This window comes from Enterobacter cloacae complex sp. IR53041 (genome assembly GCF_049238285.1).
Lineage (GTDB): Bacteria > Pseudomonadota > Gammaproteobacteria > Enterobacterales > Enterobacteriaceae > Enterobacter > Enterobacter roggenkampii.
Window position 1 is genome coordinate 1 of sequence record NZ_JBMKHB010000016.1, and the last position, 21,833, is coordinate 21,833.

The 21,833-nt window shown below is 60.5% G+C and carries 23 protein-coding genes; 12 read left to right on the forward strand and 11 right to left on the reverse strand.

Annotation, left to right across the window (positions count from 1 at the left end; genetic code table 11):
* Positions 1-114 precede the first annotated feature (114 nt).
* From hycI to hycA, 9 genes are all read right to left on the reverse strand, one after another.
* Positions 115-570 (reverse strand): hydrogenase maturation peptidase HycI, encoded by a 456-nt coding sequence (hycI, locus tag ACOTXF_RS12820; protein WP_316937173.1) that lies wholly within the window; start codon positions 568-570, stop codon positions 115-117.
* On the reverse strand, positions 563-973 hold the full coding sequence (locus ACOTXF_RS12825; RefSeq protein ID WP_008499571.1) for a formate hydrogenlyase maturation HycH family protein: 411 nt from the start codon (positions 971-973) through the stop codon (positions 563-565). The genes hycI and ACOTXF_RS12825 overlap by 8 nt, the downstream gene beginning before the upstream one ends.
* Entirely contained in the window at positions 970-1,737 is a 768-nt protein-coding gene (locus ACOTXF_RS12830) for an NADH-quinone oxidoreductase subunit B family protein (protein WP_021241938.1), read from the reverse strand. The genes ACOTXF_RS12825 and ACOTXF_RS12830 overlap by 4 nt, the downstream gene beginning before the upstream one ends.
* Complete coding sequence (locus ACOTXF_RS12835; RefSeq protein ID WP_032675404.1) at positions 1,737-2,279, reverse strand: formate hydrogenlyase complex iron-sulfur subunit; 543 nt, start codon at positions 2,277-2,279, stop codon at positions 1,737-1,739. The genes ACOTXF_RS12830 and ACOTXF_RS12835 overlap by 1 nt, the downstream gene beginning before the upstream one ends.
* Positions 2,280-2,288: 9 nt before the next feature.
* On the reverse strand, positions 2,289-3,998 hold the full coding sequence (gene hycE, locus ACOTXF_RS12840; protein WP_045336543.1) for a formate hydrogenlyase subunit HycE: 1,710 nt from the start codon (positions 3,996-3,998) through the stop codon (positions 2,289-2,291).
* A 15-nt stretch (positions 3,999-4,013) separates the two neighbouring features.
* Positions 4,014-4,937 carry a respiratory chain complex I subunit 1 family protein gene (locus ACOTXF_RS12845; RefSeq protein ID WP_023294425.1) on the reverse strand — a complete coding sequence of 308 codons (924 nt, stop codon included), beginning with the start codon at positions 4,935-4,937 and terminating at the stop codon, positions 4,014-4,016.
* A 1-nt stretch (position 4,938) separates the two neighbouring features.
* The gene (gene hycC, locus ACOTXF_RS12850; protein ID WP_048962691.1) at positions 4,939-6,753 is read right to left on the reverse strand and encodes a formate hydrogenlyase subunit 3; all 1,815 of its coding nucleotides are present in this window, start codon (positions 6,751-6,753) and stop codon (positions 4,939-4,941) included.
* Complete coding sequence (locus tag ACOTXF_RS12855; RefSeq protein WP_023294427.1) at positions 6,750-7,358, reverse strand: 4Fe-4S dicluster domain-containing protein; 609 nt, start codon at positions 7,356-7,358, stop codon at positions 6,750-6,752. The genes hycC and ACOTXF_RS12855 overlap by 4 nt, the downstream gene beginning before the upstream one ends.
* A gap of 71 nt (positions 7,359-7,429) precedes the next feature.
* Positions 7,430-7,894, reverse strand: coding sequence for a formate hydrogenlyase regulator HycA (gene hycA, locus ACOTXF_RS12860; RefSeq protein WP_023294428.1), 465 nt, complete (start codon positions 7,892-7,894; stop codon positions 7,430-7,432).
* A 210-nt stretch (positions 7,895-8,104) separates the two neighbouring features.
* Between hycA and hypA the strand changes: the two genes are divergently transcribed.
* From hypA to ACOTXF_RS12910, 10 genes are all read left to right on the forward strand, one after another.
* Positions 8,105-8,455 carry a hydrogenase maturation nickel metallochaperone HypA gene (gene hypA, locus ACOTXF_RS12865; RefSeq protein WP_047747511.1) on the forward strand — a complete coding sequence of 117 codons (351 nt, stop codon included), beginning with the start codon at positions 8,105-8,107 and terminating at the stop codon, positions 8,453-8,455.
* Between the two features lie 3 nt (positions 8,456-8,458).
* Positions 8,459-9,322: a hydrogenase nickel incorporation protein HypB gene (gene hypB / locus ACOTXF_RS12870; protein WP_047747512.1), complete on the forward strand. Its 864-nt coding sequence runs from the start codon at positions 8,459-8,461 to the stop codon at positions 9,320-9,322.
* Complete coding sequence (locus ACOTXF_RS12875) at positions 9,313-9,585, forward strand: HypC/HybG/HupF family hydrogenase formation chaperone (protein ID WP_008499582.1); 273 nt, start codon at positions 9,313-9,315, stop codon at positions 9,583-9,585. The genes hypB and ACOTXF_RS12875 overlap by 10 nt, the downstream gene beginning before the upstream one ends.
* A 2-nt stretch (positions 9,586-9,587) precedes the next feature.
* Complete coding sequence (hypD, locus tag ACOTXF_RS12880) at positions 9,588-10,709, forward strand: hydrogenase formation protein HypD (protein ID WP_234115321.1); 1,122 nt, start codon at positions 9,588-9,590, stop codon at positions 10,707-10,709.
* Complete coding sequence (gene hypE, locus ACOTXF_RS12885; protein WP_047747513.1) at positions 10,706-11,716, forward strand: hydrogenase expression/formation protein HypE; 1,011 nt, start codon at positions 10,706-10,708, stop codon at positions 11,714-11,716. The genes hypD and hypE overlap by 4 nt, the downstream gene beginning before the upstream one ends.
* Positions 11,717-11,780: 64 nt before the next feature.
* Positions 11,781-13,853, forward strand: a complete 2,073-nt coding sequence (flhA, locus tag ACOTXF_RS12890) for a formate hydrogenlyase transcriptional activator FlhA (protein ID WP_048962687.1) — start codon at positions 11,781-11,783, stop codon at positions 13,851-13,853.
* A gap of 153 nt (positions 13,854-14,006) precedes the next feature.
* Positions 14,007-15,005 carry an ABC transporter substrate-binding protein gene (locus ACOTXF_RS12895; RefSeq protein ID WP_048962686.1) on the forward strand — a complete coding sequence of 333 codons (999 nt, stop codon included), beginning with the start codon at positions 14,007-14,009 and terminating at the stop codon, positions 15,003-15,005.
* A complete protein-coding gene (locus ACOTXF_RS12900) occupies positions 15,005-16,042 on the forward strand; it encodes a FecCD family ABC transporter permease (RefSeq protein ID WP_232926950.1) in 1,038 nt (345 codons plus the stop codon). The genes ACOTXF_RS12895 and ACOTXF_RS12900 overlap by 1 nt, the downstream gene beginning before the upstream one ends.
* On the forward strand, positions 16,042-16,803 hold the full coding sequence (locus ACOTXF_RS12905) for an ABC transporter ATP-binding protein (protein WP_048962684.1): 762 nt from the start codon (positions 16,042-16,044) through the stop codon (positions 16,801-16,803). The genes ACOTXF_RS12900 and ACOTXF_RS12905 overlap by 1 nt, the downstream gene beginning before the upstream one ends.
* Positions 16,804-16,819: 16 nt before the next feature.
* The gene (locus ACOTXF_RS12910) at positions 16,820-18,040 is read left to right on the forward strand and encodes an MDR family MFS transporter (RefSeq protein ID WP_008499589.1); all 1,221 of its coding nucleotides are present in this window, start codon (positions 16,820-16,822) and stop codon (positions 18,038-18,040) included.
* A 5-nt stretch (positions 18,041-18,045) separates the two neighbouring features.
* Here ACOTXF_RS12910 and ACOTXF_RS12915 read toward each other — a convergent pair whose 3' ends face one another.
* On the reverse strand, positions 18,046-18,390 hold the full coding sequence (locus tag ACOTXF_RS12915) for a nitrous oxide-stimulated promoter family protein (RefSeq protein WP_008499590.1): 345 nt from the start codon (positions 18,388-18,390) through the stop codon (positions 18,046-18,048).
* A 175-nt stretch (positions 18,391-18,565) separates the two neighbouring features.
* Between ACOTXF_RS12915 and ACOTXF_RS12920 the strand changes: the two genes are divergently transcribed.
* Entirely contained in the window at positions 18,566-18,796 is a 231-nt protein-coding gene (locus ACOTXF_RS12920; RefSeq protein ID WP_008499591.1) for a SymE family type I addiction module toxin, read from the forward strand.
* 113 nt (positions 18,797-18,909) lie between these two features.
* The gene (gene mutS / locus ACOTXF_RS12925; RefSeq protein WP_150319510.1) at positions 18,910-21,471 is read left to right on the forward strand and encodes a DNA mismatch repair protein MutS; all 2,562 of its coding nucleotides are present in this window, start codon (positions 18,910-18,912) and stop codon (positions 21,469-21,471) included.
* 139 nt (positions 21,472-21,610) lie between these two features.
* On the opposite strand, the gene ACOTXF_RS12930 is transcribed toward mutS, so the two are convergent.
* On the reverse strand, positions 21,611-21,832 hold the full coding sequence (locus ACOTXF_RS12930; RefSeq protein ID WP_003862116.1) for a non-oxidative hydroxyarylic acid decarboxylases subunit D: 222 nt from the start codon (positions 21,830-21,832) through the stop codon (positions 21,611-21,613).
* Between the last annotated feature and the right edge of the window lies 1 nt (position 21,833).

The following is a 21,833-nucleotide window of genomic DNA, read 5'->3' on the forward strand; positions in this document are numbered from 1 at the left end:
AGTCCAGGGCATAGCGAGTCTCCTCTTCTATGCCAGTTATAACTGTTACCCATGTATCCGGTCTAAAGTGTTACCCATGTTTCCGGTTCATACCGTAGCGCCACCGGGCGCTGCTCAGAGCTGAGAAAACCCTCCGTTCCCAACCCATCCCGCTAGCCGTGAATACACCACGTCCACCGCCTCTTTCACCGGCGGCGTCATCGGGTAATAAAACCCGACAATATCCGGCTGAATGCCCAAAAACAGCACCTCGCCCACGTCACCTTTGATCTGATCCACGAGGTAGTTCAGCGGCATATTGTGGGTGGTCATCATAAACATCTCGGCGATGTCGTCCGGGTCAATCAGGCGGATCTCGCCGGGGTTGAACCCCATATCGGTGGCATCGACGATTAACAGCCTGTCCGGGCGCAGCTCGCGGATGGCCACCACGTCGTTTTCCGGCGCGCTGCCGCCGTCAATCACCACCCAGTCGCCCTGCGGGTTGGCGGCACACATCTCTGCGAGCAGCGGACCCGCGCCGTCATCGCCCATCATGCTGTTGCCGACACACAGTAAAACGTCAGTCACGTAATCTCCTCACCATCAGGTAGATGGCGCTCTCCTGATGAATATCATGCAGCATGCCGAGCAGCGTTTTGCTCCACGCCTGCTGCTCCGGGGTTTGTCTGCCGAGCGCCGCGTCAAAGGCGTTGGCGAGCATGGCAATGTGGTTCACATCGATCACGATCTCACCGTACTTCGGCACGCCTTCCATTTTGCGCCGCGCCGTACTGCCCTCCTCCAGCGTGGCAATCCACGCCAGGTATTCCGGCCACGGACAGCTCAGCGCGGCCTCCAGGCAGTCAATCACCCCGAGGTGATGCCCAATCGCCAGGCTGTAATAGACCACCTGCTGCGCCGCATCCGGCGTGGCATCGTTCTCATCAATAAACTTACGGCTCAGCTGGCTGAACACCACCGTTTCACTCATCGGATACGCGCCTCGTCGACGATGCTGTTCAGGTTCGCCACAATCTCATTGAGGCGCGGATCGTTTTCCGCCTCCAGCCAGCGTGCGACCTGGTGGTCACCCTGGCTCAGCAGGCGCAGATAGTCATCGGCAATCTGGCGCCCGTAGCGGTACCCCGCCAGCCTGCGCGCCGTGCGGTCAACCTTCACCCGCAGCGGCTGCACCATGTCCGGGTGCAGAATGGCGGCCGGCTGGTTGTCGAGTTCGCCCGGCTCGCGAGCGTGGATTTTCTGCTCCAGCAGGCCGAGCGCCATCGCGAAGCCGTACAGCGTCGCAGCGGGCGTCGGCGGGCAGCCCGGAATGTAGACGTCCACCGGCACGATTTTGTCGGTGCCGCCCCAGACGCAGTAGAGGTCATGGAAGATGCCGCCGCTGTTGCCGCAGGCGCCGTACGAGATGCAGATTTTCGGATCCGGCGCGGACTGCCAGGCGCGCAGCGCGGGCGAGCGCATGGCGCGGGTGACGGCCCCGGTGAACAGCAGGATGTCCGCATGACGCGGGGACGGCACCACCTTGATGCCGAAGCGCTCCGCGTCAAACAGCGGCGACAGCGTAGCGAAGATCTCAATCTCGCAGCCGTTGCAGCCGCCGCAGTCCACGCGGTAGACGTAGGCCGAGCGTTTGATTTTTTTCAGCAGCGACGCCTTCATGCTGGCGATGGATTCATCCACCGTCATCGGCACCGGAATGCCGTTTGCGTCGCGCGGGCCCAGTAGGTTTTCCATCAGCTGGCCTCTCTCATGTGGCGGGTGATATCAATGCGGTCGGACGGCAGCAGGCACTTCTGTCGCTTGCACGCCGGACAGGTTTCAAAGCTTTCACGGTGATGTTCCGCGCGCGCGTCGCCGTTGTGCTGCAGCAGCGCGATGGCGTAGTCGATCTCTTTTTGCACGGCGAACGGGCGCTCGCAGACGCGGCAGCGGCACAGGTCAAAGCGCGACTGCTGCAGGAAATCCTCTTTCTTCCACACCGCCAGCTCGTACTCCTGCGACAGGCGGATGGCAACCGTCGGGCAGACCTCCTCGCAGCGGCCGCAGAAGATGCAGCGTCCAAGGTTAAACTGCCAGGCCAGCTCGCCGGTTTTGAGATCCGTTTCCACCGTCAGGGCATTCGACGGACAGGCGTTGACGCAGGCCGCGCAGCCGATGCACTGCTGCGGGTTGTGCTCCGGCTTGCCGCGAAAGTTTTTGTCGACCGGCATCGGCTCCAGCGGATAGCGGCTGGTCTGCGTGCCGGTTTTGATCACTTTTTTGATAAAGGTAAACATGACGAATCCTTATTTCAGCGGCGAGTTCTTACGCTCGATGCTGTAGCGCTCAAGCTCTTTGTACGGCACCACCTGGCTTTTCTTCTTGCGCACGTCCACGACGGTCATGCGGTCGGTGCAGGAGTAGCACGGGTCGAGACTGCCGATGATCAGCGGCGCGTCGGAGACCGTGTTGCCGCGCAGCATATAGCGCAGGGTTGGCCAGTTGGCGTAGGTCGCCGCACGGCAGCGCCAGCGGTAGAGCTTCTGGTTGTCGCCGGTCATGCTCCAGTGGATGTCGTCCCCGCGCGGCGCTTCGGCAAAGCCGAGGGCAAAGCGGTTTGGAATGTAGGTGAAGCCCTCCACCATCAGCGGGCCGCCCGGCAGGTTGTCCAGACCGAAGTCGATCATGTTCAGCGCGGTGAACACCTCGTTGATGCGCACCTTCAGACGGGAAATGACGTCGCAGCCCTGCTCGCTGTGCACGGTCATCGGCAGCAGGCCATAGCCGACGAACGGGTGATCGGCGCGGGTGTCGCGGGCGTGGCCGCTGGCGCGCACCATCGGGCCGACGTTGCTGAAGTCGCGGGCGATTTCCGGGTCAAGACGGCCGATGCCCACGGTGCGCTGCTCGATGTTGGGGGTGCTGAGCAGCATATCCACCAGCTCCTGCACGTCGCGACGCATCTGCTGCGCCAGCAGGCGGGTCTGGATCATGTCGTTTTTCAGCAGGTCGCGGCGGATCCCGCCGATCAGGTTCAGACCGTAAGTTTTGCGCGCCCCGGTGAGGATCTCCGCCATCTTCATCGACGCCTCACGCACGCGGAAGAACTGCATAAACCCGGAGTCAAAGCCGACGAAGTGGCAGGCCAGGCCGAGGTTCAGCAGGTGCGAGTGCAGGCGCTCCACCTCCAGCAGGATGGCGCGGATCATCTGCGCGCGTTCCGGCACCACGATCCCCATGCCGTTCTCTACCGAGGTGGTGTAGGCGGTGCTGTGGGCGAAGCCGCAGATGCCGCACACGCGGTCAGAAAGAAACGTCACTTCGTTGTAGCCCATGCGGGTCTCCGCCAGCTTCTCCATGCCGCGGTGGACGTAGAACAGGCGGTAGTCGGCGTCGATAATGTTTTCACCGTCAACGAACAGGCGGAAGTGGCCCGGTTCGTCAGAGGTGACGTGCAGCGGGCCGATCGGCACCACGTTATTCTTCTTGCTGCCCAGCTCGTTGATGAACTCGTAGGTTTCGCTGTCGGTAGTCGGCGCCGGGCGCTGGCGGTAGTCCATGCTGTCTTTGCGCAGCGGATAGAGTTCGTCCGGCCAGTCGTCCGGCAGCACCAGACGGCGCTCGTCCGGCAGGCCAACCGGCACCAGGCCATACATATCGCGCACTTCACGCTCGCCCCAGACGGCGGCGGGCACGCGCGGCGTGACGGACGGGTATTCCGGTTTATTCGGGTCGACCTCGACGCGCACGGTGATCCAGCACTTCTCGCCCTGCTCCATCGACATCACGTAGTACACCGCGTAACTGCCGCACAGCTGGCGCTCGTCGTTACCGAACAGCACCGACAGCCAGCCGCCCTGCTGGTAGTAGAGAAACTCCACCACTTCCGGCAGATAGTTCACCTTAATGGTGACGGTGATCTGGTCTTTGGTTTGCCAGGACTCCTCCAGCACCACGCCCGGGAAAGCCTGATGCAACGCGGCGAGATACTGCTGACCTTTCTTTTCTTCAGACATAAATACTCTCTTTAATCACGCCACCAGCAAGGAGACGAACGCTAAAAATGCAAAACCAAACCCGGCCCAGGTGATGCGGGACGTTTCCACAAAACGCAGGCGCGCCATGCTGTTTTCGAACAGGGCAATCACCAGCACGCCGACCAGCAGCTTGAGGGCGGCAACCACGACGGCCAGCAGCAGTCCACCCGCGGAGAAGTGCGTCATCTGCCCCCACGGGAAGAAGACGCCAACAAACATCTGCAGCACCACCAGCTGTTTGAGGCTGATGCCCCACTTCAGCACCGCAAAGCCGTAGCCGCTGTATTCGGTGAGCGGCCCTTCCTGCAGCTCCTGCTCGGCTTCAGCCAGATCGAACGGCAGCTTGCCCATCTCGATAAACGTGGCGAACGCGCAGGCGCACAGCGCCAGCACCAGCGGAAGGGAGCGGGCAACTGGCCAGTGGTAAACGGTGTCGGTGATAAAGCTGATGTGCGTGGAACCCGCAACCTGCGCGGCGACCCACAGCCCCAGCAGCAGGATCGGCTCAACCAGCACGCCGAGCATTGCCTCGCGGCTGGCACCGATGCCGGTAAACGGGCTACCGGTGTCCAGGCCCGCAATCGCAAAGAAGAAGCGGGCGATGGCGAAGAGGTAGATAAGGGTAATCAGATCGCCAAGCACGGGCAGGGGCGAAGCCACCGTCACCACCGGCAGCGCGGTGGCGACGGTGAGCATCACGCCCACCATCACAAACGGCGTCAGGCGGAAGACCCAGCCTGCGGCATCCGGGGCCACGCTCTGGCGAGAAAGCAGCTTGAAGAGATCGCGGTACTCCTGCAGTACGCCAGGCCCGCGACGGTTGTGCATCCGGGCACGCGCCACGCGCGTGATGCCCGACAGCAGCGGCGCGGCGGCGAACAGCACCAGCGCCTGAAGAATTGCCAGTAACAGACTCATGTCAGGCTCCTCGTGAAATCACAATCACTACCAGCACCGCCAGCTCGATCAACGCCAGACGGCGGAACAGCGCGGGCGCGGCAGCGTTCTGCCAGCCGGGTACCCAGCCCACCGGGTTCAGCCAGTGGCGCAGCTTCAGCACGGCGGCAAAGTTCTCTTTCACCGGCATAGCGAAACCGTGGGCGGTGATGACCATCGACTGTTCGTGTTCGTAGCCGCAGGCCCACGCGGCACCGCGCGAGCGGGAGGTGAGCCGGTCGCGTTTGAAGAACAGCATCAGCACGAACGGCAGCAGCGGCGCGGCAATCAGCAGCAGCGCAATCATCGGCTGGGAAACGACGGTGTGCGCCGTCTCAAGCGGCAGCGGAATGGCGTGGCCCAGCAGCGGCAGCAGCCACGGCGCGGCAACCCCGCCCGCAATGCAGCACAGCGCCAGCGCGACCACGCTCACCCCCATCAACAACGGTGCGCAGCAGGCGTTTTTCGCTTCGCGGGTGCGCGGCGCGCCGAGGAAGGTCACGCCATAGACTTTCGCCATGCACATCACGGCCAGCGCCCCGGTAATCGCCAGCCCGACCGCCAGCAGCGGCCCCAGCAGGCGGGCGATAAACGCCTCGCTCTGACCGAGGGCGAAGAAGGACTGATAGATCACCCACTCCCCGGCAAAGCCGTTCAGCGGCGGCAGCGCGGCCATCGCCATCAGCCCGACCAGCATCGCCAGCGAAATCACCGGCATTTTTTTGCCAATCCCACCGAGCTTTTCGATATCCCGATGGCCGGTGCGGAACCAGACGCTGCCCGCCCCGAGGAACAGGGTGCTTTTAAACAGGCTGTGGTTGATCAGGTGATACAAACCGCCGATAAAGCCGGCGGCAATCAGCGCCGGTTGATTAAGCGCCAGCCCGGTCACCCCCGCGCCCATGCCGAGCAGGATGATGCCGATATTCTCCAGCGTGTGGTACGCCAGAAGACGCTGGATATTGTGCTCCATCAGCGCGTACAGGCCGCCGATGAAGGCGGTGATCATGCCCGCAATCAGCAGCACCACGCCCCACCACAGCGGCGGCTGGCCGCCGGTCAGCGTCATCGCCAGAATCCCGAACAGACCGACCTTCATCACCACCACAGAAAACAGCGCGGCAGCGGGCGCGGAGGCATTCGCATGCGCCTGCGGCACCCAGCCGTGCAGCGGGATAATCCCGGCCAGCAGGCCAAAGCCGATCACGCCCAGCAGCCAGACGTCATTGCCCAGCGGATGCCCGTTAAGCGCAGCGAACTCCAGCGTGCCGAAACGCTGCCACACCCGCCAGCAGGCCAGCGCCAGCAGCAGCGTCCCGAGGCGTCCCAGCGCAAACCACACTTTCCCGGAGGCACTGCAGCCGGTCAGGAACACGCCGCACAGCGCCATAATCTCCGCCATCACCACCAGCGCGCCGAGGTTGCTGGCGATCACGGTGCACACCGCCGTCGCCATCAGCAGGTTCACCAGCAGGCCGTTGGCTTTGGCGTGCGGATGGCGGTGCCAGTCGATATTGAACAGGCTGATAAACAGCCCGCACAGGCCAAAGGTCACCAGCCAGATGGCGTTCAGCGGCGTAATCGCAACGGTGTGGCGAATCAGCGGCATCACGGCCTCTGCGGACTGCCCGCCGAGCAGGACAACCCCACCCGCCGCCAGCGTCATCAGGCTGCCGACCGCCCCGCCGATCCCGGCGATCCAGCCGCTCAGGGTTTTATGGAATGACAGAAGCCACGCCAGCACGGCGGCGGCGGCAAAGTACGCCACGGCGCTGGTAATCATCGTAATCGCGTTCATTTCACCCCCTCGTTGAGCGCCTGCAGAAGCGAAAGATCGCCGACGTCGGTATTAATGGTCAGCTCGCGCTTGCGCTTGCTGGTGCGGGCGATGTCGCGAATGTTCACCAGAATCAGCGCTTTGGTTGGACAGGTGCGCACGCAGGCCGGGCCCTGTTCATCGAAGCTGCACAGGTCGCACTTCACCGCCACGGCGCGGATGCCGGGCACCCAGTCCAGCAGCGTGCTAACGCGTGCAGGCGCCGGAGGCGCGGGCGGGGCTTTAGGCGAGTTGGCATTGGCCGGAATATGCAGCGGGCGGCTGCCGGAGAATTCAATCGCACCGAACGGGCAGGCAATGCCGCACAGCTTGCAGCTTACGCACAGGCTTTCGTTCAGCTGGACTGCGCCATCCACGCGGGTGATGGCGTTCACGGGACAGACACCCGCGCAGGGGGCATCTTCACAGTGATGGCAGAGCTGCGGGGCAGACTCTTTTTCATTACGCATGACGTGCAGGCGCGGCATGGACTGTAGCCCATGCAGGCGATGCGTTTCCGAACACGCCGCCTCACAGGTTCGACAGCCAATACAGACCGTCGAGTCAGCAATTACAAAACGGTTCACCGGGTTATCCTCTGGTGATAGTCATTTTTGACGAAAAACTGTCTTGTCGACACTTCTCGACACACGGGGGGTCAGGCCACGTTCGCTGAGGTATTTCCGTCCATCAGCTGCTTCAGGTTGACCGGGAGATCGTGTTCAACGGCGGTGTACAGGCCGTTATAAACCGGGGCGATTTTTTCCAGATAGTGCTCCAGTACCTGCTGGCGATCGCGGTTGCTGACGTGGCCGTCCACCATGCCGTCAGCCATCAGCTGCGCCTTTGCAATACACTGTTTTTCACCGTCTTTTGTCTCGAGGTGGTACTCGATGGTGTGGCTGTTGAAGTTATCCGCCAGGGTGACATTGATGATGAAATGGCCGAAGAGGACAAAGCGCATATCGCCCTGCGCCGCACAGCTCATCGCGTGGTGAAGACGCGCTTTCGACAAGGTAATGCCCTGAACCAGAGAGTTGCAGTAAAGGTGCCACTGGTCCTGTAACTGCTGATGACGCTGCGCGATGTATTCCGCTTTTTCGCTGATTTCCCAAATAGTCATAAAAGTTATCCGTTTAATGGAGATAGCGGCTGTTAAGCAGATTCCATGCCAGTTTTTATGCTTATGATTTTCAATGGATTTAGTTAAAAATTCGCTGTCAATATCGCGGTGTCGACGTGTCATTTCGACAGCGGTGACATCGACACGCCTTAACAAAAATCAAGCTGGCACTGTTATTGCATTACCGGGGCAATTCATTGAGGAGGCGTCATGCACGAAATCACCCTCTGCCAGCGGGCTCTGGAACTTATCGAACAGCAGGCTGTGCGAAACCACGCGAAACGCGTCACCGGCGTCTGGCTGAAGGTCGGGGCGTTTTCCTGCGTCGAGACCAGCGCCCTGACCTTCTGTTTTGAGCTGGTGTGCCGCGGCACGCTGGCGGAAGGCTGCGAACTGCATATTGAGGAGCAGCAGGCGGAGTGCTGGTGCGAACAGTGTCAGCAGTACGTCACCCTGCTCTCATCAAAGGTACAGCGCTGTCCGCAGTGTCAGAGCACCGGGCTGCGCATCGTGGCGGATGACGGCATGCAGATCCAACGCCTCGAAATCGAGAAGGAGTAAAGTATGTGTAGTACCTGCGGTTGCGCCGAAGGCAACCTGTATATAGAAGGGGATGAGCACCGTCCCCACTCCGCGTTTCGCTCCGCGCCCTTTTCCCCTGCCCCGCGCCCTGCGGCAGCCCTGACCGGCATTACCTTTGCGCCGCAGCGTTCCGACGCGGGCGACCTACATTACGGCCACGGCGAAGCGGGTACCCACGCGCCGGGCATGAGCCAGCGCCAGATGCTGGACGTGGAAATCAACGTGCTGGACAAAAATAACCAGATCGCCGCCCGCAACCGCGCCCGCTTCGCCGTCCGCAAACAGCTGGCGCTGAACCTGGTCTCCAGCCCCGGTTCCGGCAAAACCACGCTGCTGACCGAAACGCTCAAACGCCTCAACGGGCGCGTCTCCTGCGCGGTGATCGAGGGCGACCAGCAAACGGTAAACGACGCGGCGCGCATCCGCGAAACCGGCACCCCGGCAATTCAGGTTAACACCGGCAAAGGCTGCCACCTGGATGCGCAGATGATTGCCGACGCCGCCCCGCGCCTGCCGCTGGCGGATAACGGCATCCTGTTTATTGAAAACGTCGGCAACCTGGTCTGCCCGGCGAGCTTCGATCTGGGTGAACGACACAAGGTGGCAGTGCTTTCGGTGACCGAGGGCGAAGACAAGCCGCTGAAATACCCCCACATGTTCGCCGCGGCATCCCTGATGCTGCTGAACAAAGTCGACCTGCTGCCGTACCTGAATTTCGACGTGGATAAGTGCCTGGCGTATGCCCGCGAAGTGAACCCGGAGATTGAGATCCTGCTGGTCTCCGCCACGCGCGGCGACGGCATGGACGGCTGGTTACGCTGGCTGGAGAACGAACGATGTGCATAGGCGTACCGGGACAAATCCATTCCCTCAACGGTAATCAGGCCAAAGTCGAGGTTTGCGGCATCCTGCGTGATGTAGACCTGACGCTGGTGGGCAGCACCGATGAAACGGGCGCGTCGCGTCTCGGCCAGTGGGTGCTGGTCCACGTGGGGTTTGCCATGAGCGTGATTAACGAAGCGGAAGCCCGCGACACGCTGGATGCGTTGCAAAACATGTTCGACGTGGAGCCGGACGTCGGCGCGCTGCTGTACGGCGAGGAGCGGTAATCATGCGTTACGTTGATGAATACCGCGCGCCGGAGCAGGTGCTGCAGCTTATCGGACACCTCAAAACGCGCGCGGCGCTGCTGGACTACACCAAAGAAAGGCCGCTGCGGATCATGGAGGTGTGCGGCGGGCACACGCACGCGATCTTTAAATTTGGCCTCGACCAGCTGCTGCCGGAGAACATTGAGTTTATCCACGGCCCCGGCTGCCCGGTCTGCGTGCTGCCAATGGGACGCATCGACAGCTGTATCGAGATTGCCAGCCGGCCCGACGTCATATTCTGCACCTTTGGCGACGCGATGCGCGTGCCGGGGAAAAACGGCTCGCTGCTGCAGGCGAAAGCGCGCGGGGCGGACATCCGGATCGTCTATTCGCCGATGGATGCCCTGACGCTGGCAGCGGATAACCCCGCGCGCAAGGTGGTATTTTTTGGCCTGGGGTTTGAAACCACCATGCCCGCGACGGCCATCACGCTGCAGCAGGCGAAAGCGCGCGGCGTCGATAACTTTTTCTTCTTCTGCCAGCACATTACGCTTATCCCCACCCTGCGCAGCCTGCTGGAAGCGCCAGGCAATGGCATTGACGCCTTTCTGGCACCGGGCCACGTCAGCATGGTGATTGGCACAGACGCCTACGGTTTTATCGCTGAACAGTACAATCGTCCGTTAGTGGTCGCTGGTTTCGAACCACTTGATCTACTGCAAGGTGTCACCATGCTGGTTGAGCAGAAAATAGCGGCCCTGAGCGCGATCGAAAACCAGTACCGCCGCGTGGTGCCGGATGCCGGCAATGAACGGGCTCAGCGTGCCATTGCGGAGGTGTTCAGCGTCGAAGGCGACAGCGAGTGGCGAGGACTGGGGCTGATTGCCGAATCCGGCGTGCGCCTGACGCCAGCCTATCGCGCGTTCGATGCCGAAGCGCATTTCCGCCCGCAGCCGCAGCAGGTTTGCGACGATCCCCGGGCCCGCTGTGGCGAGGTGCTCACCGGCAAATGCAAACCGCATCAGTGCCCGTTATTTGGCAAAACCTGTAACCCGCAAACGGCGTTTGGCGCGCTGATGGTCTCCTCCGAAGGGGCATGCGCCGCGTGGTATCAATATCGCAACCAGGAGTGTGAAGCATGAACACGGTGGAAATGGCGCACGGAAGCGGTGGACAGGCGATGCAGCAGCTGATTAACCGGCTGTTCATGGAGGCCTTTAACAACCCCTGGCTCGCCGAGCAGGAAGACCACGCGCGCATTGACCTCGCCACCCTCACCGCCCAGGGCGACCGGCTGGCCTTCTCCACCGACAGCTACGTCATCGATCCGCTGTTCTTTCCCGGCGGCGATATCGGCAAGCTCGCCGTCTGCGGCACGGCCAACGACGTGGCCGTCAGCGGCGCCATTCCCCGCTACCTCTCATGCGGATTCATCCTTGAAGAGGGTCTGCCGATGGAGACGCTCTCGGCGGTGGTGAACAGCATGGCACACACCGCGCGCGAGGCGGGTATCGCTATCGTCACCGGGGACACCAAAGTGGTCCAGCGCGGTGCGGCCGATAAGCTGTTTATCAACACCGCCGGAATGGGGGCTATCCCCGCCAACATTCACTGGGGCGCACAGCGGCTTAGCGCGGGCGACGTGCTGCTGGTAACCGGCACGCTGGGCTGCCACGGAGCGACTATCCTTAACCTGCGCGAAGGCTTAGGGCTGGACGGTGAACTGCGCAGCGACTGCGCGGTGCTCACCCCGCTGATTCAGACGCTGTGTGCTATTCCCGGCGTGAAGGCCTTGCGTGATGCCACCCGTGGCGGGGTGAATGCCGTGGTTCACGAATTCGCCGCAAGCAGCGGGTGCGGGATTGAACTGACCGAGCGTGGCCTGCCTGTAAAAGCTGCCGTGCGGGGGCTGTGCGAACTATTGGGACTTGACCCACTGAACTTTGCTAACGAAGGCAAGCTGGTGATCGGCGTGGAACGCGCGGCGGCAGAAGCCGTTCTTGCTGAGCTGCGCGCGCATCCATTAGGGAAAGAGGCCGCCATCATAGGCGAAGTGGTCGAGCGCAAGGGGGTGCGCCTGACCGGACTTTACGGCGTGAAGCGCACGCTGGACCTGCCGCACGCGGAACCGTTACCCCGAATTTGCTAGAGCCGCGCCATAAGCGGTCAGCACTGAATGTCTCTTTTTTGCCAGTTTCTATTGGAAAGCAATAATGCCGTATACACCGATGAGCGATCTTGGACAGCAGGGCCTGTTTGATATCACGCGCACACTTTTACAGCAGCCCGATCTCGGCGCGCTAAGCGATGCCCTGACGCGGCTGGTCAGGCAATCAGCGCTGGCCGACAGCGCGGCGATTGTACTGTGGCATAGCGGAACGCACCGCGCGAGCTACTACTCAACGCGCGATAATGGCAAAACGTTTGAGTACGAAGACGAAACGTATCTCGCGCATGGCCCGGTGCGCCGTATTCTCTCCCGTCCGGAAGCGCTGCACTGCAACTTTGAGGAGTTCCGCACGGCGTGGCCGCGGCTCGCGGAGAGCAACCTCTACCAGCCGTTCGGCCACTACAGCATGCTGCCGCTCGCGGCAGAGGGACATATTTTTGGTGGCTGCGAGTTTATTCGCACGACCGACCAGCCCTGGAGCGAGGCGGAATACGAGCGTCTGCACACCTTTACCCAGATTGTGGCCGTCGTCGCGGAGCAGATCCAAACCCGCGTGACCAATAACGTGGATTACGACCTGCTGAGCCGCGAGCGCGACAACTTCCGCATTCTGGTTGCCATCACCAACGCCGTGCTGTCGCGCCTTGATATGGACGAGCTGGTCAGCGAAGTCTCGAAGGAGATCCACCACTATTTCAAAATCGATGCCATCAGCATCGCGCTGCGCGGCCATCGCAAGGGCAAGCTGAACATCTACTCCACGCATTATCTGGATGAAGCCAACCCGGCGCACGAGCAGAGCGAAGTGGACGAAGCGGGCACCCTGTCTGAACGGGTATTTAAAAGCAAAGAGATCCTGCTGCTCAACCTGAGCGAGCAGGACCCGGTGGCACCGTACGAGCGGATGCTGTTTAACACCTGGGGCAACAAGATTCAGACCCTGTGCCTGCTTCCCCTGATGTCCGGCAACACCATGCTGGGGGTGCTGAAGCTGGCGCAGTGTGATGAAGCCGTGTTTACCACCGCCAACCTGAAGCTGCTGCGCCAGATCGCCGAGCGTATCTCCATCGCGCTGGATAACGCCCTCGCCTATCAGGAGATCCACCGCCTGAAAGAGCGGCTGGTGGATGAGAACCTGGCCCTGACCGAACAGCTCAACAACGTGGACAGCGAGTTTGGTGAAATCATCGGGCGCAGCGACGCCATGTACAGCGTGCTCAAGCAGGTTGAGATGGTGGCGCAAAGCGACAGCACGGTGCTGATCCTTGGCGAAACCGGTACGGGTAAAGAGCTGATTGCCCGGGCCATCCACAACCTGAGCAACCGCAACAGCCGTCGGATGGTGAAGATGAACTGCGCGGCGATGCCCGCAGGCCTGCTGGAAAGCGACCTGTTCGGCCACGAGCGCGGTGCATTCACCGGGGCCAGCAGCCAGCGGCTGGGCCGTTTTGAGCTGGCGGACAAGAGCTCGCTGTTTCTCGACGAAGTGGGCGATATGCCGCTGGAGCTACAGCCGAAACTGCTGCGCGTCCTGCAGGAGCAGGAGTTTGAACGTCTTGGCAGCAACAAGCTTATCCAGACTGACGTGCGGCTGATTGCCGCCACCAACCGCGACCTGAAAAAAATGGTCGCCGACCGCGAGTTTCGCAGCGATCTCTACTATCGCCTGAACGTCTTCCCGATCTTCCTGCCGCCGCTGCGCGAGCGCCCGGAAGATATTCCCCTGCTGGTCAAAGCGTTTACCGCCAAGATCGCGCGTCGGATGGGGCGAAACATCGACAGCATTCCTGCCGAGACGTTACGTACCCTTTCATCGATGGAGTGGCCCGGCAACGTGCGCGAGCTGGAAAACGTCATCGAGCGTGCGGTGCTGCTGACGCGCGGCAATGTGCTGCAGCTCTCCCTGCCTGAAGTGACGCTGCCTGACGTGACCGTGCCCGCCGCCGAGACGGCGAAAGAGGGAGAAGATGAATATCAGCTCATTATGCGCGTACTCAAAGAGACCAACGGCGTGGTTGCCGGGCCAAAAGGTGCCGCCCAGCGTTTAGGGTTAAAACGCACTACCCTGCTGTCGCGCATGAAGCGTCTCGGGATCGATAAAGAGAGCCTGCTTTAAGCCCCCAATCCGGCGGTGTTTTTCTGGCACCGCCTTTCGTTACCCTGCGCAATTGTCCCTCATTGACACAAAATCGTTTCCTCTGTATAAAATTCCGCCTTAATAATGAGTTTCATTTGCATCAATAATAATATTAATCAAGGGTAGCGTTTCATGAAGAAGGTCATCTGCGCGTTAGGCCTGGCGGTTGCGTCGGTCAGTTCTGCTCTGGCAACCACATATCCTCTGACGATTGAAAACTGTGGCTATAAAGAGACATTCACTAAAGCGCCGGAACGCGTCGTGGCTCTGGGTCAGAATACCGTCGAAATTCTGCTCCTGCTGGGGCTGGAAGATAAGGTGAAGGCCAGCGCCTTCTGGCCGACGAAAGTGCTGCCGCAGCTGGCGGACCAGAACGCAAAAATCAAAACCCTGACGGTCGAAATCCCTACCCTTGAATCCGTGCTTGCGCAAAATCCCGACTTTGTCCCCGCGCAGTCACCGCTGCTGCTGGGGCCAGAAAGCAAGGTCGCAAAACGCGACGATCTGATGACCCTGGGCGTGAACAGCTACGTGTCCCCGGGAATGTGTGCGACCAAAAAAGCCACCGGCGATATGTACGGCAGCCGCCAGAAACTGTGGGATATGACGTATCTCTATCAGGAGATTGAGGATTTCGCCAAAATCTTTAACGTTGAAGACCGCGGTCAGGCCGTGATTGCCGATTTCAAAAAACGTGAGGCCGACTTGCGTAAGGAATTCGGCAAGAACAAAAAAGATCTCTCCTTTGTTTTCTGGTTCTCCAGCTCATCCCCCTCTGCGGACGCCTACGTAGGCGGTAAAAATAGCCCCTCCGGGTTTATCGCCAGCCTGATGGGCGGGCATAACGCCATCACCTCCGAGACCGAATGGCCAACCGTGGGCTGGGAAAGCATTATTGCCGCCAATCCGGATGTGATTGTGGTCTCCAGCCTGGACCGCAACCGCTGGGCGCTGGATAACGCGGAAGAGAAAATCAAATTCCTGAAAAGCGATCCGGCCGTCAGCCAGCTGGACGCGGTGAAAAAAGGCCATATCGTGGTGATGGACGGTCAGGCCATGAACCCGACAATTCGCACGATTTACGGGGCTGAGCAGGTTGGCGAACAGCTCAGAAAACTGGGGCTGAACTGATGACCACCGCTGTCCTTCAGGCCAGGCAGAGCCTGGTTCTGACGACCTCGTGTTTGCTCGCCTTTGTCCTGCTATTTCTGGTTATCGCGCTGAGCGTCAGCGTCGGCGAGCTGTCCATCCCGCTGGATAACGTGTTTTACGCCATCAGCAATAAAATGGGGCTCACCGATGTTCCGCTCACTCGCATCTATGAGAGCGTGATCTGGGACTTCCGCCTGAGCCGCGCGCTGGTGGCGGCCTGCTGCGGCGCAGGTCTGGCCATCTGCGGGGCCGTATTGCAGAGCCTGCTGAAGAACGCGCTGGCGGAACCCTACGTGCTCGGCGTGTCCGCGGGCGCGTCGACCGGGGCGGTTTCTGTCGTCGTATTGGGGATCGGCACCGGTGCGGTGTCGCTCTCTGCCGGAGCCTTTGCCGGGGCGTTCGCCGCGTTTGCGTTTGTCGCGTTTCTGACGAACGGGGCGCGCGGCGGGAATGAACGTACGATTCTGGCAGGCGTCGCCGCCTCACAGCTTTTTAACGCCATTACCGCCTACACCATTAGCACCTCCGCCAGTGCCCAGCAGGCGCGCGACGTGATGTTCTGGCTGCTGGGCAGCTTCAGCGGCGTACGCTGGCCTGAATTCCAGCTGGCGCTGGTCGTGGTGCTGATTGGGTTAGCCGTGTGCCTCTACTATTCCCGGGCGCTGGATGCCTTTACGTTCGGCGATGACGCCGCGGCGTCGCTGGGCATTGCTGTCCCCTGGGTGCGCCTGGCGCTCTTTACCACCACCGCGCTGATCACCGCGACCATCGTCAGCATGGCGGGGTCAATCGGCTTTGTCGGGCTGGTGGTGCCGCACGTCATGCGTTTCATGTTCTGGCCGCTGCACCGCACGCTGCTGATTGCCAGCGCGCTGGCAGGCGCGATCCTGATGGTGCTGGCAGACATTGCCTCGCGCATGCTGATTGCGCCGCAAAGCCTGCCCGTCGGCGTGGTCACCGCGCTGGTTGGCGTTCCGTTCTTTGCCGTGATTATCTACCGCTCAAGGAATAAGTGATGAGCATCTGCGCTGAAAATATTACCTGGAAGGTCGGCAAAAAAATCATCGTTAATGACGTCTCGCTGAAGGTTTCCCGGGGCGAAACGGTAGGACTGCTTGGCCCTAACGGCTGCGGTAAATCGTCTCTTTTACGTATCCTCGCGGGGCTGCGTCGCCCGGATGCGGGCTGTGTGACGCTGGACGGCCAGGACATCTCTCGTATTGCCAAAAAGCAGCTGGCCCGCCGGGTCGCCTTCGTGGAGCAGCACGGCATGACTGACGCCAACATGCGCGTACGCGACGTGGTCAAACTAGGGCGGATTCCGCACCACTCCGCCTTTTCCAACTGGAGCACGCACGATGACGAAACCGTCACCGCCGCTCTGCAGCGCGTGGATATGCTGGATAAAAGCGACCAGGGGTGGCTGAGCCTCTCCGGCGGTGAGCGCCAGCGCGTCCATATTGCCCGCGCGCTGGCCCAGACCCCGACGGAAATCCTGCTGGATGAACCAACAAACCACCTGGACATTCATCATCAGATGCAGCTGATGCAGTTGATCAGCGAATTACCGGTCACCAGCATTGTCGCTATCCACGATCTCAACCACGCCTCGATGTTCTGCGACTCGCTGATTGTGATGCAGAAAGGGCAAATTGTGGCGACGGGGACACCGCAGGACATCCTGTCCGAGTCGTTGCTCTGGGACGTCTTCCGGGTCAAAACCAAAATCGAGATCTCGCCGTTCCATGGCAAAAAACACATTCACTATATCGTTTAGGGGCGAGTGACCAACGATGCCCCTTCGCCCTGCCACCACGCTCTGGCCCCCCGTTTTACTGGGTAGCCAGTTTGTTTTTAACATCGGCTTTTACGCCGTTGTCCCCTTCCTGGCGATATTCCTGCGCGACGATATGCTGCTCTCCGGCGGGCTGATTGGGCTGATCCTCGGCCTGCGCACGTTCTCTCAGCAGGGGATGTTTATCGTCGGCGGCGCGCTCTCGGACCGGTTTGGCGCGAAAATCGTTATCCTGAGCGGGTGCATTATTCGCGTCGCGGGGTATCTGCTGCTGGCGCTTGGAGAATCGCTGTGGCCGATTATTCTGGGCGCGTGCCTGACGGGGGTGGGCGGCGCGCTGTTTTCTCCCTCTATTGAGGCATTGCTGGCGAAAGCGGGCACGCACAGCGAGGCGAAAGGTAAACGAAGCCGGGCGGAGTGGTTCGCGCTCTTTGCGGTCTGCGGGGAACTCGGTGCGGTACTGGGCCCGGTTGCCGGCGCACTGCTCACCGGCCTGGGCTTTCGCCAGGTGGCGCTGGCGGGCGCTGGCGTCTTTCTCGTTGCGCTGGTGGTTCTCTACTTTTGCCTGCCCGCGTCACGCCACGCCGCGCGGACGCTGAAGCTCGTTCCCTGGTGGACGACGTTCCGCCAGCCCCGCTTTGTCGCCTTTATCATTGCCTATAGCTCGTGGCTTTTGAGCTATAACCAGCTCTATCTGGCGCTGCCGGTAGAGATCCAGCGCGCCGGCGGTAACGAGAAAGATCTCGGCCCGCTTTTTATGCTGGCCTCTGTACTGATTGTTGCTTTACAGCTGCCGCTGGCGCGATTCGCCCGGCGCGTGGGCGCGGTGAGGATCCTGCCGGTGGGCTTTTTATTCCTCTCCGCCGCCTTTGCAAGCGTGGCAATGTTTGCGCCGACGGCACCGCCTGAGGGCTGGCTGCGCCTGCTGCCGTCGGTCTGTTTCGTGACGCTGTTGACGCTGGGACAGATGCTGCTGGTACCCTCGGCTAAGGACCTGGTCCCCCGGTTTGCCGAGGAGTCCACGCTGGGGGCGCACTACGGCGCACTCGCCACCGCCGGAGGCATTGCGGTACTGGCCGGAAATTTGCTGTTTGGCAGCCTGCTGGATCGCGCGCTGGTGCCCTCAACGCAGGCGATGCTCCCCTGGCTGCTGCTCGCCCTCTTCCCGCTCTGCAGCGCGCTGGCCCTTAACGTGATTTGCCGCCCGCTCAGAAGCTGAACCGGTCACTTTTTCGGACGATACTTTTCCGGCAGTTCCGGTACGGGACGACGGTCATCCATCAGATGGCGGACGGTCAGAATGGGGTGACGCCAGAGCATTCGCGGGCCTGCCCAGCGCATAATCTGCTTCATCTCTTCGCGTTTTGCAGGCTGGTAGCAGTGGACCGGACACTGTTTACAGGCGGGCTTTTCCTCCCCGAAAACGCATTTATCCAGACGCTTATCGGCATAGGCATTTAGCGCCTGATAGTGCCCCTCTTCCACAGAGGCCTGAGGACACTGCTTCTGATACAGCGCGATCATTTTCGCGATGGTCTCTTTTTCGCGTGAAATTCGTTTACCGGACATAGCGACTTACCGAACAATAAAGTGCAAAAATAATACACCTTTCAATGCGGGATTTCAGTTATTGCATGTTGTTTTCTGAAGCCTGATTCCAGTTTTAGCCCTGCCAGGCCCAACCATTACTGGTATTTTATACAGGCATCAGTAATGACTTTTATCCGTGTTGTCGGGAGACCCTATGCAAGAACTCGCTATCAACAAACCCTATCGCCATTTAACAGTGGGATATTTCAGAAAGCGCCATGAAGACCGCAATACCAAGATACCGAAGCGCTACAGCGTGCATGCGGCGCTGAGCTTAAAAGGTGACTGGCTTGAAAAGGCAGGGTTTACCACCCACTCCCGGGTGCGAGTGGGTGTGGAGCATGGAAAAATCGTCATTGAGCTCATGTCGGAAGACGCCTCGTAAAGCGGCGACATTTTTCTGCGCCGTACCTTTTTTTCATGCGACAATAGAAGGAACAAACGGCCACTGAGCCGCTCAAAACGGTTTATATTCAAAGAAATGGACATCATAACTCCATGAGCACACTCGACAATTTCGACGCACATACGCCGATGATGCAGCAGTATCTGAAGCTGAAGGCACAGCATCCGGAAATCCTGCTGTTTTACCGTATGGGCGATTTTTACGAGCTGTTTTATGACGATGCCAAACGCGCATCGCAGCTGCTCGACATCTCGCTGACCAAACGGGGCGCATCGGCTGGTGAACCCATCCCAATGGCCGGTATTCCGCACCACGCGGTAGAAAACTACCTGGCGAAACTGGTGAATCAGGGTGAGTCTGTCGCCATCTGCGAACAGATTGGCGATCCCGCGACCTCAAAAGGTCCGGTTGAGCGCAAGGTCGTGCGCATCGTCACGCCGGGCACCATCAGTGATGAAGCCCTGCTTCAGGAGCGCCAGGATAACCTGCTGGCAGCGCTATGGCAGGACGGCAAAGGCTTTGGCTACGCGACGCTGGACATCAGCTCCGGGCGTTTTCGTCTGAGTGAACCGGCTGACCGAGAAACAATGGCAGCCGAACTGCAGCGCACCAACCCGGCAGAACTGCTCTACGCCGAAGATTTCGCCGAAATGTCGCTGATTGAAGGCCGTCGCGGGTTGCGCCGCCGTCCGCTGTGGGAATTCGAAATTGATACCGCGCGCCAGCAGCTGAATCTGCAGTTTGGCACCCGCGATCTGATTGGCTTTGGCGTTGAAAATGCCCCGCGCGGGCTGTGCGCGGCAGGTTGCCTCCTGCAGTACGTAAAAGATACCCAGCGCACCGCCCTGCCGCATATCCGCTCTATCACCATGGAGCGCCAGCAGGACAGCATCATCATGGATGCCGCCACGCGCCGTAACCTGGAGATCACCCAGAACCTGGCGGGCGGCGTAGAAAATACGCTCGCGTCGGTCCTCGACAATACGGTCACGCCAATGGGCAGCCGTATGCTGAAACGCTGGCTGCATATGCCGATTCGCGATACCGCTACGCTGGTTTGCCGTCAGCAGACGATTGCCGCCCTGCAGGATCGCTATACCGAGCTGCAGCCGGTCCTGCGTCAGGTGGGCGATCTGGAACGTATTCTGGCCCGTATGGCGCTGCGCACGGCGCGACCGCGCGATCTGGCGCGGATGCGTCATGCTTTCCAGCAGCTGCCGGAACTGCGTGCGCAGCTGAGCGACGTTGACAGCGCGCCGGTACAGAAACTCCGCGAAACCATGGGCGAATTTACCGAACTCCGCGAGCTGCTTGAACGCGCCATTATTGATGCGCCTCCGGTTCTCGTGCGCGATGGCGGCGTGATTGCCCCGGGCTACAACGAGGAACTGGACGAATGGCGCGCGCTGGCCGACGGCGCGACGGACTACCTTGATAAGCTGGAGATCCGCGAGCGCGAGCGTCTTGGTCTCGACACCCTGAAGGTGGGGTATAACGCGGTTCACGGTTACTACATTCAAATCAGCCGCGGGCAGAGCCACCTGGCGCCGATTCACTACGTGCGCCGCCAGACGTTGAAAAACGCTGAACGCTACATCATTCCCGAGCTGAAAGAGTACGAGGACAAAGTTCTCACCTCGAAAGGCAAAGCGTTGGCGCTGGAAAAACAGCTCTATGAAGAGCTGTTTGACATGCTGATGCCACACCTGGCCGACCTGCAGCTGAGCGCCAGCGCGCTGGCGGAACTGGACGTGCTGGTGAACCTGGCCGAACGCGCGGAAACGCTGAACTACACCTGCCCGACCTTTACCGACAAGCCCGGCATTCGCATTACCGAAGGCCGTCACCCGGTGGTCGAGCGGGTGCTGAACGAACCATTCATCGCCAACCCGCTGAGCCTGTCGCCGCAGCGAAGAATGCTGATCATTACCGGTCCGAACATGGGCGGTAAGAGTACCTATATGCGTCAGACGGCGCTGATTGCCCTGCTTGCCTATATCGGCAGCTACGTTCCGGCGCAAAACGTGGAGATTGGACCCATCGACCGTATCTTTACCCGCGTCGGGGCTGCGGACGATCTGGCGAGCGGCCGCTCAACCTTCATGGTCGAAATGACCGAAACGGCAAACATTCTGCATAACGCGACGGAGCACAGCCTGGTGTTGATGGACGAAGTCGGACGCGGAACGTCAACCTACGATGGCCTGTCGCTGGCCTGGGCCTGTGCGGAAAGCCTCGCGAATAAAATCAAGGCCATGACGCTGTTCGCCACCCACTACTTCGAGCTGACGCAGTTGCCGGAGAAAATGGAAGGCGTGGCTAACGTCCACCTTGATGCGCTGGAGCACGGCGACACCATCGCCTTTATGCACACGGTGCAGGATGGCGCGGCAAGCAAGAGCTATGGTCTGGCCGTTGCGGCGCTGGCCGGTGTACCGAAAGAGGTGATCAAGCGCGCGCGTCAGAAACTGCGTGAGCTGGAAAGCCTGTCACCGAATGCGGCGGCGACGCAGATCGATGGTACGCAGATGTCGCTGCTGGTGCCAGCGGAAGAGACATCGCCTGCTGTGGAAGCGCTGGAGAATCTCGATCCTGATTCCCTGACGCCGCGTCAGGCGCTGGAGTGGATTTATCGGTTGAAGAGTCTGGTTTAGTTCTCTGCGGTCTTTGCCCGGTGGCGCTGCGCTTACCGGGCCTACGAATTTTGTAGGCCGGGTAAGGCGAAGCCGCCACCCGGCAAAACAGACCGCACAATATTATCGCCCGGTAAGCGCAGCGCCACCGGGCTTTTTTTTAGAGCAGCGGCGGGATTGTCGGCACCTGTGGCGCCTCGTCAATATCCTTCTGCGTCATGCGGAACGCTTCCGGGTAGTGCTCGCGGCTGGTACGACGCAGCGGTTCGGTATCGCGCCAGGTATACAGACAATGCTGGCACTGGTAAACGGTCCAGACCCCTTTCACCGGTGACGTCGCCATCACTTCAATATGCTCATCGGCACAACGTGGACAAATCATC